The following is a 13,723-nucleotide window of genomic DNA, read 5'->3' as shown; positions in this document are numbered from 1 at the left end:
GCAAAACCTGATCATGAAGCCGCCAACCGGTCAAGCTCCCCCTGGCCGCGTTCCCGGCCTGCCCGGTGCCGCCCGGCGGTCAAGATCGCGTTCGACCCGGGCGGCGTCCGAAGGTCAAGATCGCGCAACTTCCCGGATCTAGTGGCCTCGCGGCGTGTCGAACACCCCTACATCCAGGATCGAGCACGATCTTGGCGCGGGGCGCGGGGCGCGGGGCGCGGGGCGCGGGGCGCGGGGCGCGGGGCGCGGGGCGCGGGGCGCGGGGCGCGGGCGTCCGCTTCCCTCGTCGGCGGGCACGGGAAGGGCGTGGAGTGTCGGGCGACGGGGATAGGCTGGCAGTCGTGCACCCCCCGTCCGGCCGGACGAGGGGCATCTGTCGTGTGCCTGCCCACGCGTGCCGACTCCCCTGGAAGTGATCACATGCTCACCGGTCTGTTCTCCGCCGCCCTGGCCGACCCCGGGCTGGCCCGGGCGCGTGACCTGGCGCGCTCCGGTGCCGCCCAGGTCGACGGGCTGGACATCACCGCGCCGGCGGCGCTGCGGCCGTTCGCGGTCGCCGCCGTCGCGGCGGACGCCGACGGGAAAGCCGGGGGAGCCGGCCGGCCGGTGCTGGCCGTGACGGCCACCAGCCGGGAGGCCGACGACCTGGCCTCGGCGCTGGGCAGCCTGCTGCCGGCCGAGCAGGTGGCCGTCTTCCCGTCCTGGGAGACGCTGCCGCACGAGCGCCTCTCGCCCCGCTCCGACACGGTCGGGCGGCGGCTGGCCGTGCTGCGCCGGCTGGCCCACCCCGACTCGGCCGACGCGCACGGCCGCACCGGGCCGCTGCGGGTGGTCGTGGCCCCGGTCCGCTCGCTGCTCCAGCCGCAGCTCAAGGGCCTCGGCGACCTGGTGCCGGTGCAGCTCGCGGCCGGCGACGAGGCCGACCTGGAGGACGTCGCGCGCCGGCTCACCGACATGGCGTACGCCCGGGTCGACCTGGTCACCAAGCGCGGCGAGTTCGCGGTCCGCGGCGGCATCCTGGACGTCTTCCCGCCCACCGACGAGCACCCGTCCCGGGTCGAGTTCTGGGGCGACGAGGTGGAGGAGATCCGTACCTTCGCCGTCGCCGACCAGCGCACCATCGAGCAGGTCGCCCAGCTCTGGGCCCCGCCCTGCCGCGAGCTGCTGCTCACCCCGGACGTACGCGAGCGGGCCGCCGCGCTCGCCCAGCGGCACCCGGAGCTGGCCGAGATCCTCGACAAGCTGGCCGAGGGCATCCCGGTCGAGGGGATGGAGTCGCTGGTCCCGGCGCTGCTCGGCGAGGAGAGCCTGGAACTGCTGCTGGACACCATGCCAGCCGGCACCCACGTGATCCTCTGCGACCCGGAGCGGATCCGCACCCGGGCGCACGACCTGGTGCGTACCTCGGAGGAGTTCCTCCAGGCCAGCTGGGCCGCGGCCGCCACCGGCGGACAGGCCCCGGTCGACCTCGGCGCCGCCGCCTTCCGCACCCTGGCCGACGTGCGCGCGGCGGCCCGCGCCCTGGGCCAGCCCTGGTGGACGCTCGCCCCGTTCGGCCTGGCCGAGCCGGCCGCCGCCCCCGCCCGCCAGCCGTGGGAGGACGAGCCGACCGAGGTGGCGGTCACCCCGGACGACGCGATAGCGGTGACCCTGGCCGCCCAGCCCGCCCCGCTCTACCACGGCGAGACCGCCCGGGTGGTCGACGACCTGAAGCGCTGGGCCGGCGAGGGCTGGTCGATCGCGCTGGTCTTCGAGGGGCACGGCCCCGCCCAGCGGGCGGTCGAGGTGCTCCGCGACGCCGGCCTCGGCGCCCGGCTGGTGGAGGAGGTGCCGACCGCGCCGGCCCCGGGCGAGCTGCTGGTCACCTGTGGCAGCCTGGCCAGCGGGTTCGTCGACGAGGCGTCCCGGTTCGTGCTGCTCACCGGCAACGACGTCACCGGCGGCCGGGGCACCTCGACCCGCGACATGCGCAAGATGCCCAGCCGCCGCCGCAACACCATCGACCCGCTGGAGCTGAAGGCCGGCGACCACGTGGTGCACGAGCAGCACGGCATCGGCCGCTACGTCGAGCTCGTGCAGCGCACCGTCAACGGCGCCTCCCGGGAGTACCTGGTCATCGAGTACGCGCCGAGCAAGCGCGGCCAGCCCGGCGACCGGCTCTTCGTGCCGACCGACCAGCTCGACCAGCTCTCCCGGTACGTCGGCGGCGAGCAGCCCACCCTGCACAAGATGGGCGGCTCGGACTGGCAGAAGTCCAAGGCCCGGGCCCGCAAGGCGGTCCGCGAGATCGCCGCCCAGCTGATCCAGCTGTACGCCGCCCGCAAGGCGTCCAAGGGGCACAGCTTCGGCCCGGACACCCCGTGGCAGCGGGAGCTGGAGGACGCCTTCCCCTGGCAGGAGACGCCGGACCAGCTCGCCGCGATCGAGGAGGTCAAGCGGGACATGGAGCAGTCGGTCCCGATGGACCGGCTGATCTGCGGCGACGTCGGCTACGGCAAGACCGAGATCGCCGTCCGGGCGGCGTTCAAGGCGGTGCAGGACGGCAAGCAGGTGGCCGTGCTGGTGCCCACCACCCTGCTGGTGCAGCAGCACTACAACACCTTCGCCGAGCGGATGAGCCAGTTCCCGGTGACCATCAAGCAGCTCTCCCGGTTCCAGACGCCCAAGGAGGCCGAGCAGACCCTGGCGATGGCCGCCGACGGCACCGCCGACATCGTCATCGGCACCCACCGGCTGCTCCAGGCGGCCACCCGGTTCAAGTCCCTCGGGCTGGTGATCGTCGACGAGGAGCAGCGTTTCGGCGTGGAGCACAAGGAGCACCTGAAGACCATGCGCGCCTCGGTCGACGTGTTGAGCATGTCGGCCACCCCGATCCCGCGCACCCTGGAGATGGCGATCACCGGCATCCGGGAGATGTCCACCATCGCCACCCCGCCGGAGGAGCGCCACCCGGTGCTCACCGCCGTCGGGGCGTACGACGACCGGCAGGTGGCCGCGGCCATCCACCGCGAGCTGCTCCGCGACGGGCAGGTCTTCTACCTGCACAACCGGGTCGAGTCGATCGACCGGGCGGCCCGGCGGATCCGCGAGCTGGTGCCCGAGGCGCGGGTGGCGGTGGCGCACGGCCAGATGGGCGAGGACGCGCTCGAGAAGGTGATGGTCGGCTTCTGGGAGAAGGAGTTCGACGTGCTGGTCTGCACCACGATCGTGGAGTCCGGCATCGACATCCCGAACGCCAACACCCTGATCGTGGAGCGGGCCGACCTGCTCGGCCTGGCTCAGCTGCACCAGATCCGTGGCCGGGTGGGCCGGGGTCGCGAGCGGGCGTACGCCTACTTCCTCTACCCGCCGGAGAAGCCGCTCACCGAGCACGCGCACGAGCGGCTGGCCACCATCGCCCAGCACACCGAGCTGGGCGCCGGGATGTACGTGGCGATGAAGGACCTGGAGATCCGGGGCGCCGGCAACCTGCTCGGCGGCGAGCAGTCCGGGCACATCGAAGGCGTCGGCTTCGACCTGTACGTGCGGATGGTCGGCGAGGCGGTGCAGGCGTTCAAGGGCGAGCGCCCGGCGGAGGAGGTCGACGTCAAGATCGACCTGCCGGTCGACGCGCACCTGCCGCACGACTACGTCGGCGTGGAGCGGCTGCGCCTGGAGATGTACCGCAAGCTCGCGGAAGCGCGGGACGAGGAGCGGCTGCGCGAGGTGGTCGCCGAGATGACCGACCGGTACGGCGAACCGCCCGCCCCGGTGCAGAACCTGGTGGCGGTGGCCCGGTTCCGGCTGCTCGCCCGCCGCTACGGCCTCACCGACGTGAGCATGCAGGGCAAGCACATCCGGTTCGGCCCGCTGCCGCTGCCGGACTCGAAGCAGCTGCGGCTCAAGCGCTACCACCCGGACGCGGTCTACAAGTCGGCGCTCGACCAGGTCAGCGTGCCCCGGCCGAGCACCCGCCGGGTGGGCGGCGAGCCGCTGCGCGACCAGGCGCTGCTGGAGTGGTGCGCGCAGCTCCTCTCCGACGTGCTCGGCGACCCGGCGCCGGCGGTCCCGGCCGGCGCGACCGCCTGACCCGGCAGGCTTCCGGTGGGCCGGGGAGACGCCGCGCCACGACGGCGTCTCCCCGGTCACCGGGCGGGCCGACCGGGGAGGTGGGGGGCGTCACAGCGACGTCGGTTGGCGTGAGAGAGTGACCCCCATGCGTGCTCGCCGTCTTGTCGCCGTCGCCAGCGTGGCGGTCGGCCTCGTCGCCCTCTCCGGTTGCCGTGCCGAGCCCGGCGTCGCCGCGTACGTCGGTGACCACCGGATCACCGAGGATGCGGTCACCGCCGTGCTGGACGACGCGCGGGTGAAGAACCCGGCGCCGTCCCCCAGCGCCCAGCCGTCGGCCGAGGAGGAGCAGCCGGAGCTGCCCGGGCCGCAGCTGCCCCGGCGCGGTCAGGTGGCGAGCGTGCTGGTGCTGACCGAGGTGTGCGAGCGGGTCTCGGCCGAGCGGAACTACCAGCCGCGCGGGCAGGCGGCGCCGCAGCAGATCGCCCAGCAGCTCGGCCTCTCGCCGGAGACCGAGTACGTGCGGCAGCTGGCCACTCTCTACACCTGCCTGTCCGGCGTGCCGGCCGCGGCGCCGGTCGCGCCGACCGAGCAGGAGATGGCGGATCTGATCGCGGCCGGCCGCAAGGCGGGCGCGATCCCGGCCGACGTGACCGACGACGCGGCCGCCGGCCAGCTCGACGGCGACCAGCTGCGCAGCGCGCTGGCCACCCGGAAGACGCTGGCCGAGGCGGTCGAGTCCTACGACGTCACGGTCAACCCGCGCTACCGGCCGCTGGAGTTCCCGGTGCTCAGCTTCTCCGGCGACGCCCCCGCGGTGAGCGTGCCGCTGGGTGAGCCCGGCTCCGACGCGGTGACCGACCTCTGAGCATGCCCCGGATCGTCCTGCTGGTCACCTCGCCCCGGCTGCCGGCCGGTCTGCTGACCGCGGCGGCCTGGGACGTCGTACGGCAGGCCCCGGTGCTGGCCGGCGCGGAGAGCCAGCTGACCACGGCCGTGCGGGCGGCGGGCGCCGAGGTCACCGTGGTCGAGAGCGCGGCGACGGCCGCGCTGCTCGACGCGGCCGCCGCGCACGGCACGGCGGTCTGGCTGGCCGGGCCGACCGGCGACGAGGCGCTGGCCCGCGAGCTGGGGCTGCGGCTGGCCCGCGAGCCGGGCCTGGCCGAGCTGGAGCTGATGTACGGCTCGTGGGATCCGCCCGGCGCCCGGTTGCTCGACGCGGTGGCGGTGATGGACCGGCTCTACTCGCCCGGCGGTGACCCGTGGAAGCGGGCCCAGACCCACGAGAGCCTGGCCCGGTTCCTGCTCGAGGAGTGCTACGAGGCGTACGACGCGATCGGCGCCGGGGACACCGACGCGCTCCGCGAGGAGCTGGGGGACGTGCTGCTCCAGGTGGTGCTGCACGCCCGGCTCGCCGAGGAGCTCCCCGAGGGCGAGCGGTGGACCGTCGACGACGTGGCCGGTGGGTTGGTCGAGAAGATGGTCCGGCGCAACCCGCACGTCTTCGCCGGCGCCGAGGCGGGCACCCTGGAGGAGATCACCGAGAACTGGGAGCGGATCAAGCGGGCCGAGAAGCCGCGCGGCTCGGTGCTGGACGGGGTGGCCCTCAGCCAGCCCGCGCTCGCCCTCGCCGCCAAGATCCTGGAGCGGGCCGCCCGGGTCGGCCTGTCCGTGCCGCCCCCGCTCGCCGAGTCGCAGGTGGACCCCGAGGCACGGCTCGGCGCCAGCCTCCTCGCCACCGTCGCCGCGGCCCGCGAGGCGGGAATCGACCCCGAAGCCGCCCTCCGCCGCACCACCCTCGCCTACGCCCAGGCCATCCGCGCCACCGAACCCCGCACCCCCGACCAGTCGGGTTGACCATGAAGCTGTTGTCGTGACACGCCGCGGCGGGTGACAACAACTTCATGATCAACGCGCCGGACGCGCCGGACGGTTAGGGTCGGTGGGTGGAGTCGTTCGGGGTGGTGGCGGAGCGGATCGTCGAGGCGTTGCTGGAGAGCCGGCCGGGGCTGGCCTCGTCGGCGGGGGACCACCGGTACGACGACCGGCTACCGGACCTCTCCGCCGACGCCGTGGCGGCCGACCGGGCGATGCTGACCGACGCCGCGCACGCGCTCTCCGAACTCGACCCGGACGCGCTGGACGTCGAGGAGCGGGTCGACCACGCGCTGCTGACCGGCCTGGTCGACCGGGCGCTGTTCGAGGTGACCGAGATCCGTACCCACGAGTGGGACCCGCTGCGGCACAACCCGGGCCCGCTGCTGCACGCCCTGGTCGCCCGCCCGTACGCCCCGGCCGACGTGCGGCTGACCCACCTCGCCGGCCGGCTCGCCGCCGTACCGGACGCGCTGGCCACCGCCCGCGCGACGCTGCGCGACATGCCACGGATCCACGCCGAGACGGCGGTGGGGCAGTTCACCGGCACCGCGGCGCTGATCCGCGACGAGGTGTCGGCGCTGCTCACCCAGGCGCCCGCGCTGCACGACCGGGTCGCGCCGGCGGCGACCGCGGCCATCGCGGCGCTGGAGGAGTTCGTCGCCTGGCTGCGCACCGGCCTGGCCGCCGACGCCGGACCGGGGCGGGACCCGCGGCTGGGCCGGCGCCGCTGGGAGGCGCGGCTCTGGCACACCCTGGACACCGAGCTGGGCGCCGCCGAGATCCAGCGCCGCGCCTGGGCCAACCTGGACCGGGTCACCGAGGAGATCCGCGCGGCGGCGGTCGAGCTGGTCGGTGGCCCGGCCGACGACGAGACGGTACGCCGGGCGCTGGACCTGCTCGCCGCCGAACACCCGGACGACCACTCCATCGTGGACCTGGCCGGCGTGACGCTGGACGAGGCGACCGACTTCGTCCGCGCGCACGACCTGGTCACCCTGGTCGACGACCCGTGCGTGATCCAGGTGATGCCGGAGTTCGCCCGGGGCGTGGCGGTCGCCTACTGCGACTCGCCCGGCCCGCTGGAGACCGCCAACGTGCCCACCTTCTACTGCATCGCGCCGACCCCGGCGGACTGGCCGGCGCACCGGGTGGAGTCGTTCTACCGCGAGTACAACGACCACATGATCCGCAACCTGACCGTGCACGAGGCGATGCCCGGCCACTTCCTCCAGCTCGCCCACGCCCGCCGGTACGTCGGCGGCACCCGGGTGCGCGCGGTGGCGCGCTCCGGCCCGTTCATCGAGGGCTGGGCGGTCTACGCCGAGGAGTTGATGGCCGGGCTCGGCTTCGGCGGCCTGCCGGTGCGGTTGCAGCAGCTCAAGATGCAGCTGCGGATGACCATCAACGCGCTGCTCGACCAGCTGGTGCACTGCGAGGAGCTGCCCGAGGCCGAGGCGATGGCGTTGATGACCGGGCGCGGCTTCCAGGAGGAGGGGGAGGCGGCCGGCAAGTGGCGGCGCGCGCTGCTCACCTCGACCCAGCTGTCGACCTACTTCGTCGGCTACAGCGAGGTGGCCGAGATCGCCGCCGCCCGTCCCGACGGGGTGCCGGTGCGCGACTGGCACGACGCGATGCTCGCCCACGACTGCCCGCCCCCGCGCCACCTGCGCACCCTGCTCGGCGTCTGACCGCCCCGCCCGGCGCTCGGCCCGCCCGGCTCCAGGGCCGCCGGTCGTCGGCGCTCAGCCACTCGGGGACCGGGCCGCCGCTCGTCGTCGGTCAGGCCCGTGCCGCGGCCACCGCCGCGTCGATCAGCCAGCGCGAGATGGAGTACGCCGGCGGCAGCTCCGCCGGCAGCGCGTCCAGCGGGAACCAGCGGGCCTGCGTCAGCTCCCGCCCGTCGACGACCGGCTCGGCGGCCGGGTCGGCGACGGTGGCGGTGAAGCCGGCCAGCAGCACCCCGGGGCCGGACATCGCCCAGGGCTGGCTGCCGAAGTAGGTCAGCCGGTCCAGGGCCAGCCCGACCTCCTCGCCGACCTCCCGGTGCGCCGCCCCCTCCAGCGTCTCGCCGGCCTCCACGAACCCGGCGACCAGCGCCCAGAGCTCGGTCGGCCCGTACGAGTGGCGCACCAGGAGCAGCTCGTCGGGGCGGCCGGCCGGTCCGGGGCGGGTGATCGCCACCAGCACCGCCGGGGAGAGCTGCATCGGCACGTACAGGCCGCAGTCGGGGCAGCGCCGGGCCGACTCGCCCGATACATCGGCCAGCTCGGCGCGGCAGGCGCCGCACCAGCGGTGGGCGTGCCGCCAGGTGGCCACCTGCAGGGCCCGTCCGGCCAGCGCGGCCAACGGCTCCGGCACCTCGGCGGCGAGCGCCCGCCAGCTCAGCCAGCGGCCCGGGTACCCGGTGTCGTCCGCGCCGCCCGGACGGTCGCCGGCCTGGTCGCCCGGCCGGACGGCGCCCCAGACGGGGACGCCGTCGAGCGTGCCGAGCGGCACCCAGCCGGCGTCGGCGGGCAGGTCGGCGACCCGCAGCAGCCGCCCGTCCGCCCCGACCAGCAGCTTCCGGCCGGCCACCAGCAGCGCCGGGTGCTCCGGTGCCGGCGGCCCGGCGTGCCCCGCCCCGGGCACGAAGCCGGCGCCGGTCGCCGCGGTCACGAGTCGGTCGTGCGGCGGTCGACCACGCCGGCGCCCGGCGGCAGGTCGAACGCCGCCTGGTCGACGGTCTCCCGGTAGCGGCTCAGCGCCAGCTCCACCGGCTTGCCGTCGACCTGCCCGGTGAAGCTGCCCAGCGCGCCCTCGGTGGTGACGCAGGCGGAGAAGTTGCCGGCGGACTGGCGGACGTCCACGCAGGTGGCGTGCCGCCCGGCCAGGGTGGTGTCGCTCTGGGTGATCACCGCGTCCGGGTCGAGCGCGGCGGCGGTCAACATCCCCACCACGACCGGCGGGGTGACCAGGCCGCGCCGCTTGGCCTCGCTGAAGACGGCCACCGAGGGCTTGCTGTTCGGCGCGGGCGGCGCCTCCAGGGTGCAGGTGGTGCGGCCGCCGGTGGTCTCGCAGCGGGTGGTCGCCTCGTCGGTGACGGTCAGCTTGCCACCCGGATAGGTGTACGCCGAGCGCGCCGGCTCCTGCGCCTGGGCGATGCTGGCGGTCTGCCCGCCCGGCAGCTGGTAGTCCGCGGAGTAGGTCAGCTCCAGCGCCCGGTCCAGCCGGGTGGCGAGGTCGTTGACCAGGTCGGAACGCCCGATCGCCCGGCCGGCGTCGTCGAGGGCCTGGCAGCCGGTGACGGTGAGCGACGCGATGACCGACACGGCGAGCATACGGAGAGTGGTCGAGGCGGCGGGCATGGCGCCCAGCCTCCTCGATCGGGTCCACGGTACGCAAACCCGTTGCCGGTTGAGGTACGAGAATCCGGGAATGTCCGAGTAACCCGCCGTCGGGGGCAGGTTTCGGGTCAAGCTGCGTCGGAGAGGGCAGGCCCGGTGTGCCCGGACGGCCCGGCCCCGACCGCCGCCCGATACGCTGCGTTCAACACCTGCCTCAGCCGCACCGTCGCGGCCCATACGGACCGGAACCACACAAACGAGGAGCGACTCAGTGGCAACCATCGAGGGAATCGTCGCCCGGGAGATTCTCGACTCGCGGGGCAACCCGACAGTCGAGGTCGAGGTCGGCCTGGACGACGGCACGGTGGCCCGCGCCGCGGTGCCCTCCGGCGCCTCCACCGGCGCCTTCGAGGCGATCGAGCTGCGCGACGGTGACGCCGACCGCTACCAGGGCAAGGGCGTGGAGAAGGCGGTCTCCAACGTCGAGGACAAGATCGTCGACGAGCTGATCGGCTACGAGGCCAGCGAGCAGCGGCTCATCGACCAGAAGATGCTCGACATCGACGGCACCGACACCAAGTCCGAGCTGGGCGCCAACGCCATCCTCGGGGTCTCCCTGGCGGTGGCGAAGGCCGCCGCCGGCAGCGCCGAGCTGAGCCTCTTCCGCTACCTGGGCGGCCCGAACGCGCACCTGCTGCCGGTGCCGATGATGAACATCCTCAACGGTGGCGCGCACGCGGACTCCAACGTCGACATCCAGGAGTTCATGATCGCCCCGATCGGCGCGCCCAGCTTCCGCGAGGCGCTGCGTTCCGGTGCGGAGGTCTACCACGCGCTGAAGTCGGTGCTGAAGAAGAAGGACCTCTCCACCGGGCTGGGCGACGAGGGCGGCTTCGCGCCGAACCTGCCCACCAACTCCGCCGCGCTGGACCTGATCGCCGAGGCGGTGGAGAAGGCCGGCTACCGGCTCGGCACCGACATCGTCTTCGCGCTCGACGTGGCCGCTACCGAGTTCTTCGACAACGGCACCTACACCTTCGAGGGCGCCACGAAGACCGCCGAGGAGATGAGCAACTACTACACCAAGCTCGTCGGCGACTACCCGATCGTGTCCATCGAGGACCCGCTCTCCGAGGACGACTGGAGCGGCTGGCAGACGCTGACCGCCTCGATCGGCGACCGGATCCAGATCGTCGGCGACGACCTGTTCGTCACCAACCCGCAGCGGATCGCCCGGGGCATCGCCGAGAAGGCCGCCAACGCCGTGTTGGTCAAGGTGAACCAGATCGGTTCGCTGACCGAGACCCTCGACGCGGTGGACCTGGCGCACCGGGCCGGCTTCAAGTGCATGATGAGCCACCGTTCCGGCGAGACCGAGGACACCACCATCGCCGACCTGGCGGTGGCCACCGGCTGCGGCCAGATCAAGACCGGCGCCCCGGCCCGTTCGGACCGGGTCGCCAAGTACAACCAGCTCCTGCGGATCGAGGAGGAGCTGGCCGACGCGGCGCGGTACGCCGGGGCGGGCGCGTTCCCGCGCTACCGTTCGGCCTGAGTCGCGCGAAGCCTCGGGGGAGGGGTGTGACGATGCAGCAGCGCCGCACACCGGGCGGTCAGCGTCCCGCCCGCCGGCCGGGTCAGCCGGGCCGGCCGGGCGGGAGCCGGGCCGGCCGGGGATCGGTCCGCGACGGCGGGGTCCGTGCCGACCCGCGCGCCGCCGCGGGCCGCGCGCCCGGCGCCGCCCGCGGTGCCGAGGGCGTACGCTCCGCGAACCGGCCGGCCGCCGCCCGGCGCGCGGCGGCCGGCGGCGCGGTCAAGCGGCTCACCGCACCCCACCCCCGACGCTTCACCGGGCGGGCCACCGTGCTCTTCGCGGTGCTGATCGCGCTCGCCCTGGCCTACACCTATCCGGTGCGGGTCTACCTGGACCAGCAGGCCGACATCGAGCGGATGGAGGCGTCCCAGGCGGAGCAGGAGAAGCTGATCGCCGAGCTCTCCGAGAAGGCCGCCAAGTGGCAGGACCCGGCGTACATCGAGACCAAGGCCCGGGAGCGGTTCTTCATGACCCGGCCGGGCGAGAAGATCGTGATCCTGCTGAACGACCCGGAGGGCGCCGCCCGGGACGCCGGCCGCGGCGCCCCGGCCCGGCCGACCACCCCGGACCCCTGGTACGACACGCTCTGGTCGAGCGTGGAGGCCGCCAACGGCGAGCAGCCCGACAAGTGAGCACCGGCCGGGCACCGAACGAGAGATGGGCACCGTGACTGTCGTACCACCGCAGGAGCCGGCGGCGGATTCCGTACCCCTGCCGCGGCGGGAACCGGCCACCGAGGCCGACCTGGCCGCGGTGGCCGCGCAGCTCGGCCGCCCGCCCCGGGGCACCCGGGCGGTGGCCCACCGCTGCCCGTGCGGCCTGCCCGACGTGGTGGAGACGACGCCGCGACTGGCCGACGGCACGCCCTTCCCGACGCTGTACTACCTGACCTGCCCGCGGGCGACCGCGGCGTGCAGCCGGCTGGAGTCCGCCGGGCTGATGAAGGAGATGGCCGACCGACTCGCCGCCGACCCGGAGCTGGCCGCCCGCTACCGGGCCGCGCACCAGGACTACCTGACCCGCCGCGAGGCGATCGGGCACGTGCCGGAGATCGCCGGCATCTCCGCCGGTGGCATGCCCGGCCGGGTGAAGTGCCTGCACGTGCACCTCGGTCACGCGCTGGCCGCCGGGCCCGGGGTGAACCCGTTCGGCGACGAGACGCTGGAGTTGGTCGAGCCCTGGTGGACCGCCGGGCCGTGCGTGGACGTGCCGGCGGGCGAATGACCGGGGTCGCCGAGCAGGCAGGGGTCGCCGCGGACGAGATCGTCGTCCGCCGGGCCCGCACCCGCGACGTCCGCGGCATCCGCCGGCTGGTGGACACCTACACCGACGACCGGCGGCTGCTCAGCAAGGCCACCGTCACGCTCTACGAGGACGTGCAGGAGTTCCGGGTCGCGGTCCGGGCCGCCGACGACGCGGTGGTCGGCTGCGGCGCGCTGCACGTGATGTGGGAAGACCTGGCCGAGATCCGGACGGTAGCGGTGGACCCGTCCTGCCGGGGGCGCAAGATCGGCCACCGGATCGTCGGTGAGCTGATCGACGCCGCCCGGGACATCGGCGTCTCCCGGATCTTCGTGCTCACCTTCGAGACCCGGTTCTTCGGCTCGTTCGGCTTCACCGAGATCGACGGTGCGCCGGTGCCGCAGCCGGTCTACGAGCAGCTGCTGCGCTCGTACGACGAGGGCGTCGCGGAGTTCCTCGACCTGGAGCGGGTCAAGCCGAACACCCTCGGCAACACCCGGATGCTGCTGCGCCTCTGAGCGCCGGTCGCTGCCGCGGGCGGGTCGGCCGGCCGGAGGCGGGTCGTGGACGAGTGTGATACCGGAGAGTCATTTCGATGCCTCAGAGGTATCACCCGCCGGGGAAACACCGCTCCCGCCCGCGCCGCGCCGGACCGCCGGGCCGGGGTGGGCGGACTGCCGTAGGGTTGCTGCCGTGACGACGCGCGTGGCCGCCATCGACTGTGGGACCAACTCGATCCGCCTGCTGGTGGCCGACCTGCCCGATCGGGACGCCGGACCGGAGGCGCCGCTGGTCGACCTGAGCCGGCGGATGGAGATCGTCCGGCTCGGCCAGGGCGTCGACAGGACCGGCCGGCTGGCCCCGGAGGCGATCGAGCGGACCCGGGTGGCGCTGGCCTCCTACGCCGCCGACATCGACAAGCTCGGCGCGCAGCGGATCCGGATGTGCGCCACGTCGGCGTCCCGGGACGCCTCCAACGCCGCCGACTTCCGGGAGATGGTCGAGCGGACCCTCGGGGTGGCGCCCGAGGTGGTGACCGGTGACGAGGAGGCGCGGCTCTCCTTCACCGGCGCGGTCCGCGGGCTGCCCGCCGACGCGCGCGAGCCCTTCCTGGTCATCGACATCGGCGGCGGCTCGACCGAGTTCGTGGTGGGCACCCGCACCGGCGGGGTCGAGGCGGCCATCTCGATGGACATCGGCTGCGTCCGGATGACCGAGCGGCACCTGCACGGCGACCCGCCGAGCCGGGCCGAGATCGCCGCCGCGCAGGCCGACATCGCGGCAGCGGTGGACCGGGCGCTGGAGGTGGTGCCGGGCCGGGAGGCGGCCACCCTGGTCGGGCTCGCCGGGTCGGTCACCACCGTGGTCGCCATCGCCGAAGGGCTCCAGGAGTACGACCCGGGCCGCATCCACCACGCCCGGGTGTCGTACCAGGCGGTGGCGGACGTGACGGCCGACCTGCTCGGCAAGACCCGCGAGCAGCGGCTGGCGATCCCGGTGATGCACCCGGGCCGGGCCGACGTGATCGGCGCCGGCGCCCTGGTGCTCCGGGTCGCCATGGAGCGGGCCGGGATGCCCTCGGTGGTCGCCTCCGAGCACGACATCCTCGACGGCATCGCCTGGAGCCTCCAGCCGTAGC

11 protein-coding genes are annotated in these 13,723 nt (G+C 74.4%); 9 read left to right on the top strand and 2 right to left on the bottom strand.

From position 1 onward, the window contains the following. Positions 1-420 precede the first annotated feature (420 nt). From mfd to Q3W71_RS05670, 4 genes are all read left to right on the top strand, one after another. On the top strand, positions 421-4,068 hold the full coding sequence (gene mfd / locus Q3W71_RS05685; protein WP_302918207.1) for a transcription-repair coupling factor: 3,648 nt from the start codon (positions 421-423) through the stop codon (positions 4,066-4,068). Between the two features lie 127 nt (positions 4,069-4,195). Beyond that, positions 4,196-4,915, top strand: a complete 720-nt coding sequence (locus Q3W71_RS05680) for a hypothetical protein (RefSeq protein WP_302918206.1) — start codon at positions 4,196-4,198, stop codon at positions 4,913-4,915. A 2-nt stretch (positions 4,916-4,917) separates the two neighbouring features. Continuing rightward, a complete protein-coding gene (locus tag Q3W71_RS05675; RefSeq protein ID WP_302918205.1) occupies positions 4,918-5,904 on the top strand; it encodes a nucleoside triphosphate pyrophosphohydrolase in 987 nt (328 codons plus the stop codon). Positions 5,905-5,993: 89 nt separating this feature from the next. Beyond that, positions 5,994-7,613 (top strand): DUF885 domain-containing protein, encoded by a 1,620-nt coding sequence (locus Q3W71_RS05670; protein ID WP_302918204.1) that lies wholly within the window; start codon positions 5,994-5,996, stop codon positions 7,611-7,613. Between the two features lie 91 nt (positions 7,614-7,704). On the opposite strand, the gene Q3W71_RS05665 is transcribed toward Q3W71_RS05670, so the two are convergent. Both Q3W71_RS05665 and Q3W71_RS05660 read right to left on the bottom strand, forming a co-directional pair. Continuing rightward, complete coding sequence (locus Q3W71_RS05665) at positions 7,705-8,580, bottom strand: NAD(+) diphosphatase (protein ID WP_302918203.1); 876 nt, start codon at positions 8,578-8,580, stop codon at positions 7,705-7,707. After that, positions 8,577-9,269 (bottom strand): hypothetical protein, encoded by a 693-nt coding sequence (locus tag Q3W71_RS05660; RefSeq protein ID WP_302918202.1) that lies wholly within the window; start codon positions 9,267-9,269, stop codon positions 8,577-8,579. The genes Q3W71_RS05665 and Q3W71_RS05660 overlap by 4 nt, the downstream gene beginning before the upstream one ends. Before the next feature lie 250 nt (positions 9,270-9,519). Between Q3W71_RS05660 and eno the strand changes: the two genes are divergently transcribed. The 5 genes from eno (at position 9,520) to Q3W71_RS05635 (ending at position 13,722) form a co-directional block, all read left to right on the top strand. Then, on the top strand, positions 9,520-10,803 hold the full coding sequence (gene eno / locus Q3W71_RS05655) for a phosphopyruvate hydratase (RefSeq protein WP_302918201.1): 1,284 nt from the start codon (positions 9,520-9,522) through the stop codon (positions 10,801-10,803). Positions 10,804-10,835: 32 nt separating this feature from the next. Then, positions 10,836-11,474, top strand: a complete 639-nt coding sequence (locus Q3W71_RS05650; RefSeq protein ID WP_302918200.1) for a septum formation initiator family protein — start codon at positions 10,836-10,838, stop codon at positions 11,472-11,474. Positions 11,475-11,508: 34 nt separating this feature from the next. Continuing rightward, a complete protein-coding gene (locus tag Q3W71_RS05645) occupies positions 11,509-12,066 on the top strand; it encodes a DUF501 domain-containing protein (RefSeq protein ID WP_302918199.1) in 558 nt (185 codons plus the stop codon). Next, positions 12,063-12,602 carry an amino-acid N-acetyltransferase gene (locus Q3W71_RS05640; protein WP_302918198.1) on the top strand — a complete coding sequence of 180 codons (540 nt, stop codon included), beginning with the start codon at positions 12,063-12,065 and terminating at the stop codon, positions 12,600-12,602. Before Q3W71_RS05645 ends, Q3W71_RS05640 begins: the two co-directional genes overlap by 4 nt. A gap of 187 nt (positions 12,603-12,789) precedes the next feature. Further along, positions 12,790-13,722: a Ppx/GppA phosphatase family protein gene (locus Q3W71_RS05635; protein WP_302918727.1), complete on the top strand. Its 933-nt coding sequence runs from the start codon at positions 12,790-12,792 to the stop codon at positions 13,720-13,722. Position 13,723: the final 1 nt, after the last annotated feature.

Origin of the sequence: Micromonospora sp. C28SCA-DRY-2, from assembly GCF_030519475.1 — a bacterium.
In the GTDB taxonomy this organism is placed as follows: domain Bacteria; phylum Actinomycetota; class Actinomycetes; order Mycobacteriales; family Micromonosporaceae; genus Micromonospora.
Note: the sequence above shows the minus strand (reverse complement) of the source record. Positions and strands in the feature narration are given on the sequence as shown.